Below are 18,646 nucleotides of genomic sequence, written 5' to 3' on the forward strand. Positions count from 1 at the left end.
TGGCGGCAATTACCGACAGAAGTTGAACTATCCGTTTATGAGTTATTAGACAGATACCGATGATTTTGGTTGATTTTCCCTAATCAACAGGCCTGGTTATGTATCCCATTCAAAAAACCGCCTTCTTCCCTTTTTATCAAGGGTTAAAGGCGGTTTTCTTCTTTGGTTATTTTTCATCCTCGGGAGACAGGACGACTTTAAACTCTCCTTTTTTCGTTACATAGCCATAAAACAGAGTCGGTGTGGAATAGGGGGCGGCAAAGTTTCCTTTCCCATCCAACGCGATGACTCCTCCCGTCCCTCCAAGCGGCGGAAGCTTCTCCTTCACCACTTTGCTTGCCGCTTCTTTAACCGACATCTTTTGATATTGAACAAGAGCAGAAATATCCACTGCCGCCGTTCCGCGGATAAACACTTCCCCTTTTCCTGTGGCAGAAACGGCAACACCGTCGTTATTGGCATAGGTTCCTGCTCCGATGATGGGAGAATCACCCACACGACCCACGGCTTTGTTGGTCAAACCTCCGGTGGAAGTGGCAGCTGCCAGGTTCCCCTTCGGATCCAGAGCAACGGCGCCGACCGTTCCGTGACCGGTTGCTCCAGCCTTCTTTTTCTTCGCTTCCATTAGCGATTTCCACCGCTTCTCCGTGAAGTAGTAGTCTTGAGTGACCATCTTGACGCCATGTTGCATTCCAAACTGATCCGCGGCATCGCCGGCAAGCATGACATGAGGAGATTCATCCATGATCATGCGAGCCAGGGTAATGGGATTTTTGGCGTGACGAGAACCGGCAACCGCTCCTGCTTGAAGATTTTCTCCGTTCATGATAGAGGCATCCAGTTCATGTTCGGCATCGGTGTTGAAGACGGCTCCCTTTCCGGCATTAAACAAAGGAGAATCCTCCAAGACCTTCACCGCCGCTTCGACAGCCTGAACACTGGATCCGCCGGAGTCGATCACTTTTTTTCCTTCTTTTAAAGCGGATTTCATCGTTTCTCGATATTCGTCTTCCAACTCCTCTGGAACCGTTCCGCCGCCCGCCCCACCATGAATGGCGAAAATAACATCGGACTTGCCTTTTCCGTTAGAGGCAGATACGTCAGAAATTCCTTGGTTCGCTCCGACGACCATCAGAGAAAGGGCCAACACTCCAACGAGCAAGAGCATATTCCAACGTTTTCTCATCGCACACCCTCCCTGGATTTTTAAGAAATATCGGTTATTTTTTATTTCGTTTTACCAAGAGAAAAGACCTTCTTTCCTTTGACATTGCTATCGCCGTTTTCGTTAATCCAAGGCTTCCAATCACCTATAGTGTGTGAATCGAATGGCCTGACCGGCATCCAGATCCGATTCACCGTACCCCATGGCACCAAGGAGATCCACCATCACTTGCTCAATTCCAAATAACCATTCAGATCATTTAAAACATTTAGTCCAATGGATTTTGTTTAAACACTATCATTCTTTTACTGTCTTACGTTTTCGTTTGGAAAAAACAGACACCGTACACTCATGATGGAACTGTATACTTTATACGGACTGAAAAGATTGTGAAAAACATATCACTGACGACTCCAAAAAAAAAAAAACGGCACCCGCCGTTCATCGGGGCACCGTGACCCCATGGGCTTTTCGGCTTTCAGGCACGCAACGTGGCTTCCGTGTCCACACGCTTGTCCTTCAACACGCCATGGGGATCCAGGACGAATTTTCTGGCGGCCCCCCGGTCGAAGTCCTTGTAACCTGCCGGAGCGTCCTCCAACCCGAGAACCGTGGCGTTGACCGCCCGGGCGATGTCCGCCTTTTCGTTCAGGATGGCCATCATCAACTCCCGGTGGTACTTCATGGCCGGACACTGTCCCGTAACCATGGATTGGGACTTGGACCACCCCAGCCCGAAACGGATCTTGAGGGTGCCTTCTTTGGCCTCCTCGTCCACCGCCCCGGGATCCCCGGTCACGTACAGACCGGGAATGCCCAGAGAGCCTCCGGCACGCGCCACATCCATGATCGAATTAAGAACGGTGGCGGGGGCCTCTTCCACGGATCCGGCCCCGTGGCCCCGGGCTTCAAAACCCACGCAATCAACGGCGCAATCCACTTCGGGGACTCCCAGAATCTCGTGGATCTGCTCCTTGATGTCCCCCTTGCTCACGTCCACGGTTTCGCATCCGAAACTGCGGGCTTGGACCAGCCGCTCTTCGTTCAGATCGCCGACAATCACCGCCGCCGCCCCCAGAAGTTGGGCTGAATGGGCCGCCGCCAGACCGACCGGCCCGGCCCCGGCGATATACACGGTGGAACCGACGGTCACCCCGGCACTCACCACTCCGTGGTACCCCGTCGGGAAGATGTCGGACAGCATGGTCAGATCGAGGAGTTTCTCCATGGCCTGATCCCGGTCGGGAAATCGGAGCAGATTGAAATCGGCGTAGGGAACCATGACATAGTCCGCCTGACCGCCCCGCCAACCGCCCATCCCCACATAACCGTAAGCACCGCCCGGTTTTTCCGGATTGACATGGAGGCAGACATCGGTATGGCGTTCCTTGCAGTTGCGGCATCTTCCGCAGGCGACGTTGAAGGGAACGGAGACGAGGTCCCCCACCTGGATGAATTCCACGTCCCGGCCTTTCTCCACCACTTCTCCCGTGATCTCATGGCCCAGCGTCAACCCTTCCGGCGCCTCCGTCCGGCCCCGGACCATATGCTGGTCGCTGCCGCAGATGTTGGTCGCCAGCACCTTCAGGATGACCCCGTGTTCACACTTGCGGCCCGCATTGTCCGGATGAACTCCCGGACCGTCCGGCAGGACCAACTCCGGATACTCCATGGATTGGACTTCCACTTCCCCCGGTCCCAGGTACACGACGGCTCGGTTTCCCGGCATGCTTCATTCCTCCTTTTTAGCTCGTCTACCCATCTCGTTACCCGGGTACCCAGATACTCAAACGGAATTTTTGGAATGTTTATTCACTCAAAGCCCTGTCACAGGAGCTCTTTGTCTATGTATCCGATGGCAGTGGCCCATCGACCGGTCCTCCGTCGGAAGGGGCCCCCGCCCGCCAACCTCACCACTCCCCGGAACAGACCGAGAAGGGTCACTTCCCAGCCTTGAACCAGATCTTCCTTCAACAGATTCCTCCAGCCTGCCACCGACGGGGTTAATATGACTGAACAAAAAAAACAATCGATCCGAAATTGAACAACCCTTGCTACCCTGAGCCTCCTGCCGGATCCTATCCGGCATCTTTGTCATTGAGCATTTTGCAACAATCGTTGCAAGTAACCCGGACTGATTCCCACACTCTCAGAGAGTTTCTGCAGGGTCCATGCTTGATCATATTCGCTTTCCAACAGGCCCTTCACTTCGCGGATGACTTCCTCATGAGGATGGTACGTGCGTTGATGAAGATCTGGACGGCACCTTTTGCATGGTCGGTAATTGGAACGAATGGCATCTTTTATCCGAAAAAAGAATGTTACATTTTCTTTCTTTGGGGTTTTGGATTTGCAAGAAGGGCAGCAAAAGATTCCTGTCGTCTTCACCGCATAATAAAAGGATCCGTCATACGTTTGATCACATTGAACCACTGCCTGCCATAACTTTTCCGGTTTTTTCATCCAGATCACTTCCTGGAAGTATTGTGAAAAAGTGAGCGGCAGCATTTACCCAAAGCCGCTCCGGTTGCACTCACAGAGCACAAGTCTCGCCTGGGGTCGCTTCTCTACCCGGTCTCGCTATGCACTCACAGAGCACAAGTCTCGCCTGGGGTCGCTTCTCTACCCGGTCTCGCTATGCACTCACAGAGCACAAGTCTCGCCTGGGGTCGCTTACGCTCCCCGGTCTCGCTATGCTGTCCCGCAGGGATGGATAGCACTTGTCCGCTCCGAATCTTCCTGCTGCGGGCAGGGGCCAACGCCTGCGGATGCAACACAGAGAAGCCCCTGAACGCCCTTGCTGGCTGATTCTCCGCCGGGCAGGACAGCAACATGTTTCGGGTAAACGCTTCCCTTCTTCTGAGCCTGACCATCCATCACAACGCTTCTGGATTACATATTACTTTGTTTGAGGGCCTTTCTGCTCCTGGTTGTTTTTTTATACAAGAAATACAGACCGCTGACCAAAATCGGAACGCTAAGGTACAGACCGAGGAAAGGGACAAACAAACTGAGGATGATCAGGGAAAATCAAACCACTCAGCCAAACGGGAGAGCTCTTTTCGTAAAGCTGAAGAGCTGCCATCATAGAAAGTATATAAACGACTATGCCCAAGGAGTTCGGAATAAACAGCAATTGGGTGAAATGGATCCCAAGCCCCGTGGTTATAATCACCCCGGAAAAAGCAAAGAGGATCACCAGCCAAACGACCCGAGTGGGGGTTTCTGTGTGCGGATTCAAGTAATGAAAGAAAGACGGAAAGGCTTGATCCCGGCTCAGTGCATAGCCCAGTTGCGTCAAACTGGCAACAAAGGCATTGACTGTTCCTGTACATATGATAAACGCCAATATGGCAGTGATTAACTGCGCCTCAAATCCTAATAACCGGTTCACCATCACCCCGATCGGTGAAGAATCCCTTTCCAAGTTGCCATACGTTCGGCTGCCGATGGTGATAAAACTGAGCAACAGAAAGACAACCCCAATAACTGAAGCACTGATGAGAGTGCTGTGGACCACGTTTTTTTCAGGATTCTTAAACCGGTGTGATAAGCTGCATATTGCTTCCCAGCCAAAAAACGACCAAAAAATCATGATCACTGCTGTTCCAATCGGATACCAACCCTTGGGTGCAAAAGGCTTGAAATTCCCCCATTGAACAAAGGGCAACGAAACCACCATCGCCACAAATAACACAGCCAGCAGCATTGTGCTCAGAACGAGAGAAAGTTTCCCACTCACTCTGATCCCGTAGTGATTGGATACCCCGCCAATCAATAAAATCACACACGCAATCCCCGCAATTTGAAAAGAAGACCATTTAAAAGCAATCCCGATATAGCCGGCCCCCGTTAATGATACGATGATCTGGCCAACCGCCGCTGTGATGAAATAAAACCAGCCGACAAGGTTTCCGGGATGTTCACCAAAAGCCATGCGAACAAAAGCGGCGGCTCCCCCTGCATCTGGATAAGAGCGGGACAACACTGCAAATGTATAGGCTAAAGGAAAGCTGAAGGCGATCATGATCGCCCAGGAAACAATGGATGCAGGTCCTGCCACAGAGGCCGTGCTTGATGACAAAAACAAAATACCGGAACCCAGGATGGCCGCGATGTATAAGGCAATCGCCTGAGGCAAATTCATCGATTGGCTCATTTATAAGTCCCCCTACAAGCGTTGTGATTTCATGTTCGTTTCGAGAAAAGGAAATGCTGCCGCTCACTTTTTCACAACGTTTCTACTGATTTCATTTTATTTTTTGTATACCATTGATCCTCATGAAAATCGTCTGCATTTTTTGCTATGTAATTTTAAGATAGGGCTTTTTTTTGAACCCCGGCCGGAAGCCAAAGGGGCAGGCCAGAGGGGAGGCCAGCGGGCGATGGATGCCACCATAAAAACACCGCTTGGTCCCAAGGATCAAGCGGTGTTCCGATGTTCACAGCAGTCAACCTGTCTTTAATCAGCTTTATTCGGCTCGGCCGACCGTGGCGGCTCCTTTCAGCAGGTTGGCACCGCCGACGATGGGGAGCGTGATCTGGCTCCGCCCTGGTGTGATCGTGATACCGGTGCTCTCCGACGGACGAAGGGTGTAGTCATGATCGGAGGAGATCAGGACGACCCCGATCCGATGGCCGGGTTTAAACACGTAGTCCTCCGGCTGAAGGTCCCAGCGGAAAGTGTATTCTTTTCCCGGAACCACCGGTTCCGAACGGGAAGCGTCATGACGATTCTGCGGGTCCAACCAGCCCCGGGTCACAATCTCGAAGGGTCGGGTATGAGTCTGATGCCGGTAAAGGTTCGTACACCCTTCGTCCTCTGGAATCCCCTCTCCGTAACAAACCCGCTCACCGGTCTTTTCAAGTCCCGCTTCATAATCGACCCGGGTGTCGGTGCCGTAGTCGACCAGCAGGGCGGTCAGATTGGCCGCCGGCTTATTGATGCTGGCCCGGATACGGATCTCCGGGGTTCCGCTGATCCGGACCCCCTCGTTCAATTCTTCCGTCAGGTAGACGAGCCGGTGCGGGGATTCCGACATCGGGTTTGCCGCCAGGTGCTCCGCCGTAATCGAGGCCTCATCCGTCCATTTCTCCGTTGCCAGGGGAGAGCCGGAAACGGGATGGAGGCGAAGAGAACCCGGTTCCCCACCGTCACCGGCTGCCAGATGGAGCCGAGTGGAACGGACGGCTGGATCGGGCCAGTTCCGGTGCTGCTCCCATTCACCGGGAGCCCGCTCGATATCAGCCATCGGTTCGTTCATGATCCCGTTGTCCACTCCGTACAGCCAGTGGTCAAACCAGCGGTTCAACGTGATCATCCATGCTTCATGCCGCATATAAAAGGGGTTTAGGTGCGCCCCCCGATGGAGCCAAATTTTACGGGAAACCCCGTATTTGGACAAGGCCTCCCACCACCGGGCCACATGTTTGGTTTTCACGTTCCAGTCATTCAGCCCGTGAACGGCAAAGACGCTGGCCCGGATATTCTTCGCATCCTTGACGTAATCCCGCTCTTCCCAGAAATCGTTGTAATCACCGGTGGCCCGATCCTGCTCCCGAGTCAGCTCATCGATCACGTCGGCGCAGGTTGCCGGTTTTTCCCGTGTCAGGACCACTTTGGCCAAGGCATCGGTATCCTCTCCTTGGTAACCCCCCGGTGCCACCACTGCCCCGTTGGCTCGGTAATAATCGTACCAGCTGCTGATGGCGGCGATGGGCACAATCGTCTTCAGCCCTTCGACACCGGTGGAAGCCACTGCATTGGGCAAGGTCCCGTTATAGGAAACCCCGATCATGCCGGTCTCCCCCGTCGACCAGTCCGCCGTCACTGATTCCCCGTCGACCGTGAACGCCCGGGCCCGACCGTTCAGCCAGTCGATCACCGCCCGGGTGGCCGTCACTTCGTTCTCGCCGCCGGAAGTTGGACAACCCGTGGACCGGCCGGTGCCCGGTCCCTCGGCCAGAACAACCGCATAGCCGCGCGGTACGAAGTAATTATCATAGTAGCCCGGAAAACGCTTGGGGCCCTCGTTGTCGGTGTTCCCCGTTTCAGTTGCCCCGACCTGGGGTCTCCCGCCCTTGCCTTCGACGGGGTTGAGTTCCACGTCGACATCGTGAAATTCGATCTGATTCAACCCCGCCCGGTAAGGACTCATCTCATAAATCACCGGTACCTTCAACCCGTTTTCCGTCTCCTTTGGACGGATGATATCGGCGGCGATTCGGTCTTTTTCCCCATCCCCGTCACTGTCCATCGGTGCCTCAACATATACGGTCTCACGGACTGCCTCTTTGTAGGAGAAAACGGGCTGGGTCATCCCGTCCTCCACCTCGATGTCCCTCCTCGTTTCTCCTTCGGCGGTGACGAACGTATTCGCTCCCATCAGCGGAGAAAGAGAAAGGACAAAAGCCAAAATCACTGTCCATCCCTTGTTCTTCAAACCGTTCCCCTCCTTCTTGATCGGGGGATTGGTCGGTTCCCCATCCTCCCTCCTTAAAAGATATCATATTATTTTGCCTATTTTTACTATAATGGCATCTCATTACTAATTAGGGGGACTGAAGCATAAGTGCCTAAAGCCAGTTATTGGGTATATATCCCTTATGCAGATCATTCAGTTACCCCTAACAGCTCCATCAGGGGTGGAGGTGGGGAAGGCATCCAAAAATACAAACCTAGCGAAATCAGCAAATGGACCGCTAGGTTTGTAAGCAAAGGTAAATATATTCTCTTTCGCTTTCGATTAACGAACGCTGCAATATTGTTCTTCTTTTCCAATAGTACGGTAGGGACAATCGGCTTGTTCAGCCAGATAAAGAACAGCTTCCCGATTTCGTTTGGTCTCCTCGGCGATCCTTTCATCCGGCGGATAGAAGCCGGGGTCAGAGGTTTTGGGGTACATTTCAAAGGTGAAAGAGAAGATATTGTGCTTACCGTAGCTCCAATCAAGGAAGTCCCCATCTGTGATATACAAGTCACTGGATTGCTGTGGCGTATAGTTGTTCGATTCCGCCATCGCTTTCCCCATGGCTTCAAATACTTTGTAGTCATCGGGATCCATATCCTTTGGTGTGTCCTCATAAGTATAACCGTATGGCCAGAGAATCAGCTCACTGTAGGTGTGGAAGGTTATCGCTGTTTTAATTTGCTGTTTACCATTGATGACACGGCTATTGATGAAATCGCGCAAACGTGCCGTCTCCGGAGCTGAAAAAGGCTCTGCTCCCCGATAGGTTCCGCTGGTTGGATCGTCGCTGGAACCGCCGCAACATCCCCACTTGTAGCCGTAGTTTCGGTTCAAATCCGTTCCGATACTCGAATCTACATTGGGTTGGCGGTTTTTTCGCCACCATAGATAGTTTCCAGTAGATATATCATATTCACTGCCATCCGGATTCAGGCTGAACACGATGTAAATTTCACGATTGTTAACAATGTCGGTCACACGAGTATTTTTTTCGTACTCGTCCGTAAAGAGATTGAGAGTATAAAGCGCCATCTCGGGGGTCAAATGTTCACGGGCGTGGTGCTGGGCCACATATAACACTTCCGGCTCATTCTCATCTTTTCTGACATTATCGCTGATTTTGGCCGCCCAAAGCTGACGCCCTTCGTATGACTTTCCGATGCTGAACTTTTTTACGATATGAGGATGCTTGGAGGCTACCCGGTTGATTTCTTGAACCATCTCTTTGTAATTATGATAAAGCGAATCTTCCGAGGGAAAATCCTGGGGACGTTTCGAGACGGTTTCCAATCGGAAACCATTCTCTTTTAACTTTTCCGACTCTTCAGGGGTCGCTGTAATGACCACATAATCATCAGCCACTTCATCAATTGAAGCTCCGGAGCGCACGATGGATGTCCGATCTTCCTTGGTTCGGACATTTTTAATTTTATACATTCCCACTGCTTTTGAAGGATTTTCATTTTGATCCACCGATTGATCCGATTTTCCAAAACCGACTGCTGGGATCAAAGTAACCACCATAACGGAGGTAAGCAGGATGGAAAACCATTTTCTGTTTTTCACAAATGAATGTCCCCTTTCATTTTTAAACTAGAACGCCCTTTAGTTCAATGAATCGATCAATACAAGTAAAATGTAGGGAGGGATCCGGCCGTAGCGATGGCAAAAATCTTTGTATACCGTGTATTTCGTAAGGCGTATTTATAATTTCTATAAACAGTCATAAAAATCCTTCTAAATCCTTTTTTGAGATATGGGGCAATCCTCTTACAGGTATTCCCGCGCGAGTTGCCTGGGTTTATTTTTCAATTAAATATCAATGTTTTTTATATAACAAAAAAAGAAAGGCCCAGCGAGAGTTCCTGCTGGGCTCTTTACATCAAGACAAACAAAACACCTCTTTGGTACTGTTCATTTGAACCGAATCAAAATCCCCGCCCTATCATCGAAAACGTTAAATCGGGGCACTTGAGTACACTTCTGATCCTCCCGATCCTTTTGACAAAGGAATTCCCTCATTTTTCCAAACCTTTCTCCCAATTGTTCGAACCCAGTCCCCCCGGCCTCCTGCCAAGGATACATTCCGTCTGTTACAAGCAGAAGGAAAGAGAGATCATCGATGGGCAATATTCCTGATTGATTACCGGATATCCCTCCGGTGTATTTCCCGGATTCTCCCGTGGTTCCTCGCGGATTGGCTCCGGGAGGCGGGTGTTAACACAGGTGGTGTTCCTGGGGGGCGCCCATGCATTTGATAGGCTCTTTGGCCTCTTTACCGGCATCGGATCTCATGAAAAACGGCGGGGAAGGGAGAAACCCTTCACTCTTCATAAATCATCTTCACGGTCATGCCCCCGTCGATGATGAGGTTGGCGCCGGTGATGAAATCCGATTCCTTCGATGCCAGAAACGCCGCCGCCCGGACGATGTCGTCGGGCCGGCCGACCCTTCCGGCGGGATGTTGGCGGTGGTCCACCTCCCTTAATTCTTCCGGTTCCCGTGCGTACGTTTTCTGCCACGGGGTAACATCAATCCATCCGGGGCTGACGGCGTTCACCCGGATGTCCGGACCCAGGGAGACCGCCAGCGCATGGGTAAACGCCAGTATCCCGCCTTTGGAGGCGGAATAGGATTCAGTGTCCGGTTCGGACATCAGACCCCGGGTGGACGCGATGTTCAGGATCGCCCCTTGGTCTGTCTTTCTTAAAAGGGGGACGGCATATTTGACACAGAGAAAAGCACCGGTCAGATTGACCCCCAGCACCCGGTTCCATTCTTCCAGCGACAGCTCTTCCACCGTTTTTCGAATCATAATGCCCGCATTGTTGCAGAGGAGGTCCAGCTTCCCCTCCCTTGCGTCCACTTCCTCCATCCACCGGCGAACCTCTTCTTCCTTCGAGACATCCGCCCGGGTGAACCACACCCGACCTCCTTCCGCACGGAGTTTCTCTTCCCATTCCCGACCGGCTTCCGGATCCGTATCGATAAAGTGGACTCCCGCTCCTTTCCGGGAAAAGTACTGAACCAATGCACGGCCGATCCCCTGACCGCCGCCGGTCACCGCTACCGCCTGATGTTGAAAACGCATCGAATCCCTCCCTGACGGGATGATTTCGGGAGAAAGCCGGGAGCGCATCCCGGCTTCCTTCTCCATTTTTTTGTTTTTTCCTCCCGGGGACGTCCGTAAAAATCGCATCGTTGCCCCCGATTCCAGATCTCTTCCCGGAAAGCGTTCCCTATTGCAGGCTTTCTTGGTCAATCTAGAAGCGTTGTGAAAAAGTGAGCGGCAGCATTTACCCAAAGCCGCTCCGGCTGCACTCACAGAGTACAAGTCTCGCCTGGGTCGCTTCTCTCCCCGGTCTCGCTATGCACTCACAGAGCACAAGTCTCGCCTGGGTCGCTTCTCTCCCCGGTCTCGCTATGCCGTCCTGCAGAGATGGTTGCACTGTCCGCTCCGCTGGCAGGACAGCAAAGTCGCTATTTTGGGTAAACGCTTCCCCTTTTCTCGTAACGAACATTCAATCACAACGCTTCCAGGGCATGTTTCGGAAGGTTGTTTTGCACCTGATCCTGCCAGTCAGCTTCTCGTAAGGCTCCGGATCTCCTTCGCATCAAACCATCGCAGCCGTTATTTTTCCAATATACCCCACACGGTTTTCGGAAAAACCGAACCTGCACGGACACCGGTGGTTCGTCATTTTCCCCCAAACAACAAAAGACCCGGCAAACGGGTCTTCACCATCCTTTCATTCCCACCACCGTCAGGATCGCACCGGCGATCACAAAGAGGACATGGAGACGGAAAAACGCCAGAATCGCGGCAACCAATCCTCCGATCAGTCCGACGGAAGGGGTATCCGGTTCCACCGACAGGATGCCCGGAAAGATGAGAGCCCCCAGAGCGGCAAACGGAATGCTGTTCAGCCAGCGCCGAATCCAGCGGGGCATCTTCCACCGTCCGACCAACCAGACGGGCAACCACCGGGGGACCATCGTCACCGCAGACATCCCGAGAAGGATCCACAGAAGGGTCATTCTTCCTCCTCCTTCATCCAAAACGCTCCCACTATTCCACCGAAGACGGTGGCCAATACAATGGCCCATCCGCTGTCCAACACCTGATTCCATCCCCAGCAAAGGAACATGCTGGCCAGCGCTGTCCCTCCGGCCCGCCATTCCTCCCGAACCGCCGGAACCAGGAGTCCGATGAACATGGCGTACAGGGCGATGGACATGCTTTCGCTGATGGCGGGGGGAATCACCCGGGAAAGGGAATGGCCCAACATCGTTCCGATCACCCAAGCCAACCAGGCACCCAGCATCAGACCGGCCACAAAAAAGCGGGAGGTCCTTTTTCCGTTCCGGATCCGAAGAGAAGCCACGGCAAAGGTTTCATCGGTGATCCCGGATGCCAGCCCGAGTTTCCAGCGGGCCGGAAGGGTGTGAAGTCGGTTCATCAGGGACAGGCTCATTACAAAATGGCGAAAATTGAGCACCAGAGTGGCCAACACCACCTCCATTCCTCCCGCTCCGGCCGCCAGCATGTTGGCGGCCATGAACTGACTCGCACCGGCAAACACCAACATGGACATCAAGGTGGTTTGTAATGCGGGGATCCCCGTCTGCTGGGCGATCACACCGAAGGTGACCGCGATCGGCAGATAACCGACCATAATCGGCACGGCGGCGGAAAGACCTCCGAGCCAACTCCGTCTTTGTTCCCCTTGCATGTTTCTTCCTCCCGTCGAGATGTATTTAAAAAAAAGCCCCCTTGTGGGGCAGGATCTCGGTACGTCATCCAGTTCCCGCCGAAAGGCCATCCGCCGGGAAAGGATGGGAATTTGATATCACACGTCAATTCCGAGTCCGTCCACTCAGGTCCAGGTCGAACCGAATCCGCCCCGATCGCTTGATGTACTCGTCTTTCAGACGGTCCCAGGCAACCTGGTGGGCAATCGCCTCCCGCTCGTCCCTTTCCCCGGTGACATGAATCCAGATCATCTGATAAGCCGAAGAATAAATGGATGCAGCCCGTTTGGACAGATGGGCTTTGATACGATCGTGCAGCTCCAATTCTTCCGGTTCCTGTGACATCCGCTCACTCCCATGTCGATTTCTGGTTGTTTCCGTAATGTTTCCGGGTTACGGCCGAAATCCCGACTGCAAAACCCGAAAATCCCTCTTCATTAAAACGGATATTGGCCGGGAAGACAAGGCTTAATCGGATAAATACCGCTTTATTTGCAGGAACGATACCCCATCGGTCAGAGAAGTTCTCCCTGTCGAAAAAATGGCCCGGACAGGGATCCAGGCGGTGAAACTGATGACCACTTCAAGTCTGGAGGCGTCGCACGAAGACACTCAGCGTTGTGAAAAAGTGAACGGCAGCATTTACCCAAAGCCGCTCCGGCTGCACTCACAGAGCACAAGTCGCGCCGGGGGTCGCTTCACTCCCCGGTCTCGCTATGCACTCACAGAGCACAAGTCTCGCCTGGGGTCGCTTGCGCTCCCCGGTCTCGCTATGCACTCACAGAGCACAAGTCGCGCCGGGGTCGCTTGCGCTCCTCGGTCTCGCTATGCTGTCCTGCAGAGATGGATACACGGTCCGCTCCGTATCTTCCTGCTGCGGGCAGGGGCAAATGCCTGCGGATGCATCACAGAGAAGCTTTTGCCCCTGAATGCCCTGGCCGGCTGATTCTCCGCTGGGCAGGACAACAAAGTCGCTATTTTGGGTAAACGCTTCCCCTTTTCTCGAAACGAACATGAAACCACAACGCTTCTCGGGCAACCGGTTTCAGTTTTCATTGGTTTTCATCCACCGGGGGAGAAAGCGACCCCGGTTTTCCATCTCTTCCCGGTAAGGGGTCACCTGGGTCAAGACCCGCTCCTCCGCCGGAATCCGTACCTTGAGAAGAATCCACAAATTGAGGACGGTGAAAACGGCCGCCGAGACAAAGGCACCGAAGACCAGCGGAAGGGTCAGAAGCTCGGTGACCACTACCACATAATTGGGGTGGCGCAGATAGCGGTAAGGGCCGCGGACCACCGGCCGGTGGCCGGGGGCCACCATCACCCGGGTGTTCCAGTAGGGGCCGAGAGAGCGAATGCACCAGACCCTGAGACCCTGGGCCGCGAGAAACAGAGCGAAGGGAGCCGGCCACCAAGAAGGAGGGACCGCTTTAAATACCGCTACTTCCAGGGCGAGACCGACCAGGAAGAAGAGATGGACCCCGACCAGAAGAGGATAATGCTTCCGGCCCACTTCATACCCGCCCTGGCGCCGGATCCAGCGGGCATGTCTCCGTGCGATGGCAAGCTCCGCCCCCCGCTGGAGGATCAGGATGGCAAAAGCTGCTGCAAACCAACCGTTCAATCCCACCAACTCTCTCACCACCCGATCAGGATCAATTCGGAACTGAACCCGGGTCCCAAGGCCGTCAACAAGCCGTATTCCCCCGGCTGATGCCGTTCCTTCAGTTCCCTTTCCAGGACAAACAACACCGTCGCCGAAGACATATTTCCGTACTCCCCGAGAACCCTTCGGGAATGAGTCAAGGCTTCCCCGGAAAGGTCCAGGGCTTTCTCGTAGGCCGCCAACACTTTGGCTCCGCCGGGATGCGCGATGAAACGACGGATCCGGTCCAGGGAGATCCCGGTCCGACTCAGGAATTCTTCCACCGCCGGCAGGATTCCCTTCCGGACGATGGCGGGGATATCCCGGGAAAAAATCACTTTTAACCCGTCGTCGGTCACGTCCCATCCCATCACGTCTTCCGAGTCGGGCCAGGTGGTGCTCATCGTGTCCAACACACGGGGCAGCGGACCGGACAGATGATCCACGGAAACTTCATCCCCTGTCAGCAAAACGGCGGCCGCCCCGTCGGCAAAGAGCGAAGAGGCCACCAAGTTGCTTTTGGAACGGTCGTTGGGACGGAAGGTCAAACTGCACAGTTCCACTGCCAAAAGGACCACCCGGCTTTCCGGAAACGCCCGGGTATACTCATATGCCCGCGCCAAACCAGAGGCTCCCCCCGCACATCCCAGTCCCCATACGGGAGTGCGTTTGACATGGCGGTTCAACCCGAGGCGGTTGACCAGCCGGGCATCGATACTCGGGGTGGCCAGTCCGGAGGTGGAAACAAAAAAAAGATGGTCCACCTCCGCCGGCGAAAGACTGACAGGTTCCAAACATCGACGCACCGCTTCTTCCCCCAGCCGGCATGCCGTTTCCGTATAAGCCCGGTTCCGTTCGGAGAACCCCCGGTCCTGTTCAAACCACTGCCGGGGCCGGCTCAACCGCCGGGTCTGAATTTCAGCATTGTCAAAAACAGGCAAATAGCGGTCGAAATTCCGGAATGAATCCTTAAACAGGCGTGTGGCAAACGCTCTCGCTTCCTGCTGTTCCAGGATGTGTTCCGGGACCGCCGTCCCTACGGACACGATCCGCGGCATGGGACAGTCCCTCCATCCTTGCGGTCGGCCTTCCCGCAATCTTTCCGTTAGTCTGCTCCTCTCTTTTGGAAATATACACCAATGAGGAGGGGTTACAAGAGCCTGCTCCAACACCCACTCACCGGATCATCAACCGTTCTGTTTTTTGTGGATCAAAAAACAGAGCGGCCCCGCCGGTGCTCAAACGGCGGAGCCTGAATTTGGGGTGAGGAGCATTCCCGTCTGTTCCCTGGAACCCAACCCATGAAACCTGACATCAGCTGAATGCTCCGATCTCCTTTTCCCCTTTTTTAACCGGATTGAAACAGCCAACCGACAAGGACCCTCTCTTCGCTCCCCTTCAGGGATTACATCCGTCGAAGACGCACCTCCCGGACCGAGTGGTCGGATCCTTTGGTCAGAATCAGACGGGCCCGCTCCCGGGTGGGAAGGATGTTTTCCTTCAGGTTGGGCCGGTTGATCTCCCGCCAGATTTCCTTCGCCGTCCGTTCCGCTTCCTCCCGGGTCAGACCGGCATAGCGGTGGAAATACGAGGCCGGATTGCGAAATGCGGTGCGGCGGAGGACCTGAAAGCGCTCCACATACCAGCGGGCAATGTCTTCTTCCCGAGCGTCCACAAAGATGGAGAAATCGATGAAATCAGAGACAAAGAGACAGGGGGAAGACAATCGGTCCATGCGGTTGCTCTGCAAAATGTTCAATCCTTCGACGATCAGGATATCGGGGCGACGGACCCTCTGCATTCGGTCGGGGAGAATATCGTAGGCGAGGTGGGAATAGACCGGCGCAGTCACTTCTTCCCGTCCGGATTTCAGTTCCGCCAGAAACCGGATCAACCGCCGGGTGTCATAGCTCTCGGGGAATCCTTTCCGCTTCATCAGCCCCCGTTCTTCCAACACACGATTGGGATAGAGGAAACCGTCCGTGGTCACCAGGTCCACCCTGGGATGGCCGGGCCACCTCCGCAACAAAGCCTGCAGAACGCGGGCGGTGGTGCTCTTCCCCACCGCAACGCTTCCGGCGATCCCAATGACGAAGGGGACACTGGGATTCAGGTCTCCCAGAAACAACCCGGTGGTTTCAGACATCTTCCGGTTGCCCGTCACCACCAGGTTCAACAGTCGGGAAAGGGGAAGATAAATCTCCGAAGCTTCTTCCACGGAGAGATTTTCGTTGATTCCTCTGAGTCTTTCCAGCTCCTCTCCGGACAAGGGCATCGGAACCGAGGCCCTCAGCTTCTTCCATTGCTGCCGGTCAAAGATGAGATAAGGTGAGATGTCTTCCTGCGTTGCCATGGGCTTCCCCCCTTTCATCCGGACACCTCCGCCGGAATTTGAGAGATGAAGAATGAATACTCCGTCTCTTACTATGACACAACCCCCGCCGCCCTTTCCACTCCGAAATCCCCGCCGGCTGCTCCCCTTCCCTTATGCCTCCAAAAGGAGTATAATATCACTCCCACCGAAGGTCTCTGCGCTCCACCGCCCCCCATCCCGCATGATGAGAAGAGATGTGAAGTCCTTTGCCGGCAAAGGACCATCCCGATTACCCCGCTGAAGTGAAACGGCTCACACCGGATTGCCTACTATCTCTATCACCGGGCCGGCCAATTCGACCCCGGACAAATGATGATCCTGGCCCCCAACCGAATCTTTCTCGGTTTTGTAGCCGGGGTGTTGCCGGAACTGGGAGTACTGGATGTCCACCAGACGACCTTCCCCGACTTTTTTATGGAAGAAGTCGGCAGAAAAATGAAACTGACCGATCCCTCGGAAAAGCTGCGGGCCTTCATCCAAGGAGATCCGTCTGACCCCACTCTCCGCTTACGGAAATGGGCATCCGGCTACAAAGGGTCGATGGCGTACAAGGAGAAGGTGGACGCGTACCTGGATGAGGTGATCGAGGAACTGATGCCCCGGGAGGATCTGGTTCTGGGAAAAAAAGACACCATCCGGACGCGGGAGGAGATGAAAGACTGGATCCGCCGGGAGTACGCCCACCTCCCCGTATACAAACGACTGGATAAAATCCGAAAAATTCTGGGGAGAGAACTGAAAGCGAAGACGGAAGAGGTGCTTCGGGAGGCCGAACAATATTACGACGGGAAGATCGACCGGGCCTTCCTCAAAATCCGGGACCCCGAAAAGCGCCGGGCCCGGGTGATCCACTGGATGGACCGAAAAGAAACGATGCTGGAGAAGATCCGGCAGTCGTCCCAAGCACTCCTGCCCCGTTTCATGAAACAATTCAAGAAGAAGGATGTCTTCAGCCATTACCGGGATTTCATGCGGGACGAAGCAAGATTCCGGGACCTGCCGAAGGAAAAAGACACCTTTCTGCGCCGATCCACCTTGGAACTTCTAATCCATAAGCGGATCGAAATTGAAGACACCGCCGCCCTCCTGTATCTGAAACACCGCTTGTACGGCATCCCCAACAAACGGAAGCTGAAACATGTGGTCATCGATGAAGCCCAGGACTTCAGCGTGTTCCAGATTTACGCCCTGAAAGAAGCGATCGGAACCCGAATCTTCACGATCCTCGGGGACTTGGCCCAAGGGATCCACGGATACCGGGGCATCCGGAACTGGCACGACATCTTGGAGCATGTCTTCCCGGAAGACGGCTGCCAGTTTCGAACCCTGGAGAAAAGCTACCGGACCACGGTGGAAATCATGACTCTGGCCAATCAGGTGCTCCGCCGGATGGAATCCCCGGACATCTTCACCGCCCGGCCGGTGGTCCGCCCGGGGATCCCCCCGTCGTCCGTCTGTTCAGAGAGTCCCGGGAGATGACGGGACCGATACTGCAAGAGCTGGATATCGCACGGGAGCACCACCGACGAACCGTCGCCGCCATCGGCCGCTCCCAGGCGGAATGCGAGAGACTCCATGACTTGCTGAGAAAGGAGACCGACCTCTCTCTCCAGCTCCTTACGGAAGAAGAGACTTTCCAAGAGTCCAATCTGGTGATCCTTCCCTCCCACGTGGCCAAAGGGCTGGAATTTGACCAGGTGATCCTGGTCAATCTGGAAGAACCCTACACCGAAGACGAACTGGATCTGAAACTCCTCTACGTGGCGATGACCCGTCCGCTCCACCGGTTGGCGCTCTTCGCCCGGGAGGGGATGTTCCCGCTCTTGGAAAAACTGGACGACCGCTGTTACCAACGCATCTGAAAAGGAGCCCCGAAACGGGCTCCTTTTAACGTGTGAATCACCCTTTTTCCCATTCGATCCACCTTTCGACCCGGTCCGGATAATAGGTGTACACGATTCGGACCGGAGAGGGGATGGTGTGCCAATGGCAACTGCAACAATAATAGCGCTCATCATATGCGTGCAGAAGCCTCCGGCTTCCACATTGTGGACAGCGCAACATTCGATCCCCTTCTTCAAGCGTTTTGGAAAAAAGGCCATCCTGCGAAATCGGAAGTGAAGAACGTAAATCGATCCCCAAGAGAGCTTTACCCCGGCATTCCGGAAAACAAACATGGCCCGGAAAAAAATCCATTCAAGGATTCACTTCGTGTTTTCATTGTGATCCTGATTCAATGA

16 protein-coding genes are annotated in these 18,646 nt (G+C 54.1%); 2 read left to right on the forward strand and 14 right to left on the reverse strand.

Annotation, left to right across the window (positions count from 1 at the left end; translation table 11 throughout):
• Positions 1–166: 166 nt before the first annotated feature.
• From C8P63_RS05675 to coaA, 14 genes are all read right to left on the reverse strand, one after another.
• Positions 167–1,186 (reverse strand): isoaspartyl peptidase/L-asparaginase family protein, encoded by a 1,020-nt coding sequence (locus C8P63_RS05675; protein ID WP_108022385.1) that lies wholly within the window; start codon positions 1,184–1,186, stop codon positions 167–169.
• Positions 1,187–1,643: 457 nt separating this feature from the next.
• Positions 1,644–2,894 carry a formaldehyde dehydrogenase, glutathione-independent gene (gene fdhA / locus C8P63_RS05680; RefSeq protein ID WP_108022386.1) on the reverse strand — a complete coding sequence of 417 codons (1,251 nt, stop codon included), beginning with the start codon at positions 2,892–2,894 and terminating at the stop codon, positions 1,644–1,646.
• A 98-nt stretch (positions 2,895–2,992) separates the two neighbouring features.
• Positions 2,993–3,139 carry a hypothetical protein gene (locus C8P63_RS18975; RefSeq protein ID WP_170109516.1) on the reverse strand — a complete coding sequence of 49 codons (147 nt, stop codon included), beginning with the start codon at positions 3,137–3,139 and terminating at the stop codon, positions 2,993–2,995.
• Between the two features lie 120 nt (positions 3,140–3,259).
• Positions 3,260–3,628, reverse strand: a complete 369-nt coding sequence (locus C8P63_RS19730) for an Ada metal-binding domain-containing protein (RefSeq protein ID WP_281258685.1) — start codon at positions 3,626–3,628, stop codon at positions 3,260–3,262.
• Positions 3,629–4,142: 514 nt separating this feature from the next.
• Entirely contained in the window at positions 4,143–5,324 is a 1,182-nt protein-coding gene (locus tag C8P63_RS05690) for an APC family permease (protein WP_245920719.1), read from the reverse strand.
• Between the two features lie 313 nt (positions 5,325–5,637).
• Positions 5,638–7,608, reverse strand: a complete 1,971-nt coding sequence (locus C8P63_RS05695; RefSeq protein WP_108022388.1) for a Xaa-Pro dipeptidyl-peptidase — start codon at positions 7,606–7,608, stop codon at positions 5,638–5,640.
• Positions 7,609–7,911: 303 nt separating this feature from the next.
• Complete coding sequence (locus C8P63_RS05700) at positions 7,912–9,201, reverse strand: M14 family metallopeptidase (RefSeq protein WP_211308248.1); 1,290 nt, start codon at positions 9,199–9,201, stop codon at positions 7,912–7,914.
• A 757-nt stretch (positions 9,202–9,958) separates the two neighbouring features.
• Entirely contained in the window at positions 9,959–10,726 is a 768-nt protein-coding gene (locus tag C8P63_RS05710) for a glucose 1-dehydrogenase (protein ID WP_108022501.1), read from the reverse strand.
• A 647-nt stretch (positions 10,727–11,373) separates the two neighbouring features.
• A complete protein-coding gene (locus tag C8P63_RS05720; RefSeq protein WP_108022391.1) occupies positions 11,374–11,673 on the reverse strand; it encodes an AzlD domain-containing protein in 300 nt (99 codons plus the stop codon).
• Positions 11,670–12,368 (reverse strand): AzlC family ABC transporter permease, encoded by a 699-nt coding sequence (locus C8P63_RS05725; protein ID WP_108022392.1) that lies wholly within the window; start codon positions 12,366–12,368, stop codon positions 11,670–11,672. Before C8P63_RS05725 ends, C8P63_RS05720 begins: the two co-directional genes overlap by 4 nt.
• A gap of 124 nt (positions 12,369–12,492) precedes the next feature.
• The gene (locus C8P63_RS05730) at positions 12,493–12,732 is read right to left on the reverse strand and encodes a ChaB family protein (RefSeq protein ID WP_108022393.1); all 240 of its coding nucleotides are present in this window, start codon (positions 12,730–12,732) and stop codon (positions 12,493–12,495) included.
• A 700-nt stretch (positions 12,733–13,432) separates the two neighbouring features.
• Positions 13,433–14,017, reverse strand: a complete 585-nt coding sequence (locus C8P63_RS05735) for an isoprenylcysteine carboxyl methyltransferase family protein (protein ID WP_342748059.1) — start codon at positions 14,015–14,017, stop codon at positions 13,433–13,435.
• Positions 14,018–14,025: 8 nt separating this feature from the next.
• Entirely contained in the window at positions 14,026–15,090 is a 1,065-nt protein-coding gene (locus C8P63_RS05740) for a type III polyketide synthase (RefSeq protein WP_108022394.1), read from the reverse strand.
• 347 nt (positions 15,091–15,437) lie between these two features.
• Positions 15,438–16,385, reverse strand: coding sequence for a type I pantothenate kinase (gene coaA / locus C8P63_RS05745; RefSeq protein ID WP_108022503.1), 948 nt, complete (start codon positions 16,383–16,385; stop codon positions 15,438–15,440).
• A 330-nt stretch (positions 16,386–16,715) separates the two neighbouring features.
• Here coaA and C8P63_RS05750 point away from each other — a divergent pair, with 330 nt between their 5' ends.
• A complete protein-coding gene (locus C8P63_RS05750; RefSeq protein WP_108022395.1) occupies positions 16,716–17,885 on the forward strand; it encodes a UvrD-helicase domain-containing protein in 1,170 nt (389 codons plus the stop codon).
• Positions 17,882–18,268: a 3'-5' exonuclease gene (locus C8P63_RS05755; RefSeq protein WP_108022396.1), complete on the forward strand. Its 387-nt coding sequence runs from the start codon at positions 17,882–17,884 to the stop codon at positions 18,266–18,268. The genes C8P63_RS05750 and C8P63_RS05755 overlap by 4 nt, the downstream gene beginning before the upstream one ends.
• Positions 18,269–18,646 lie beyond the last annotated feature (378 nt).

The sequence above is a fragment of the Melghirimyces profundicolus genome (genome assembly GCF_003054245.1).
GTDB classification, from domain to species: domain Bacteria; phylum Bacillota; class Bacilli; order Thermoactinomycetales; family DSM-45169; genus Melghirimyces; species Melghirimyces profundicolus.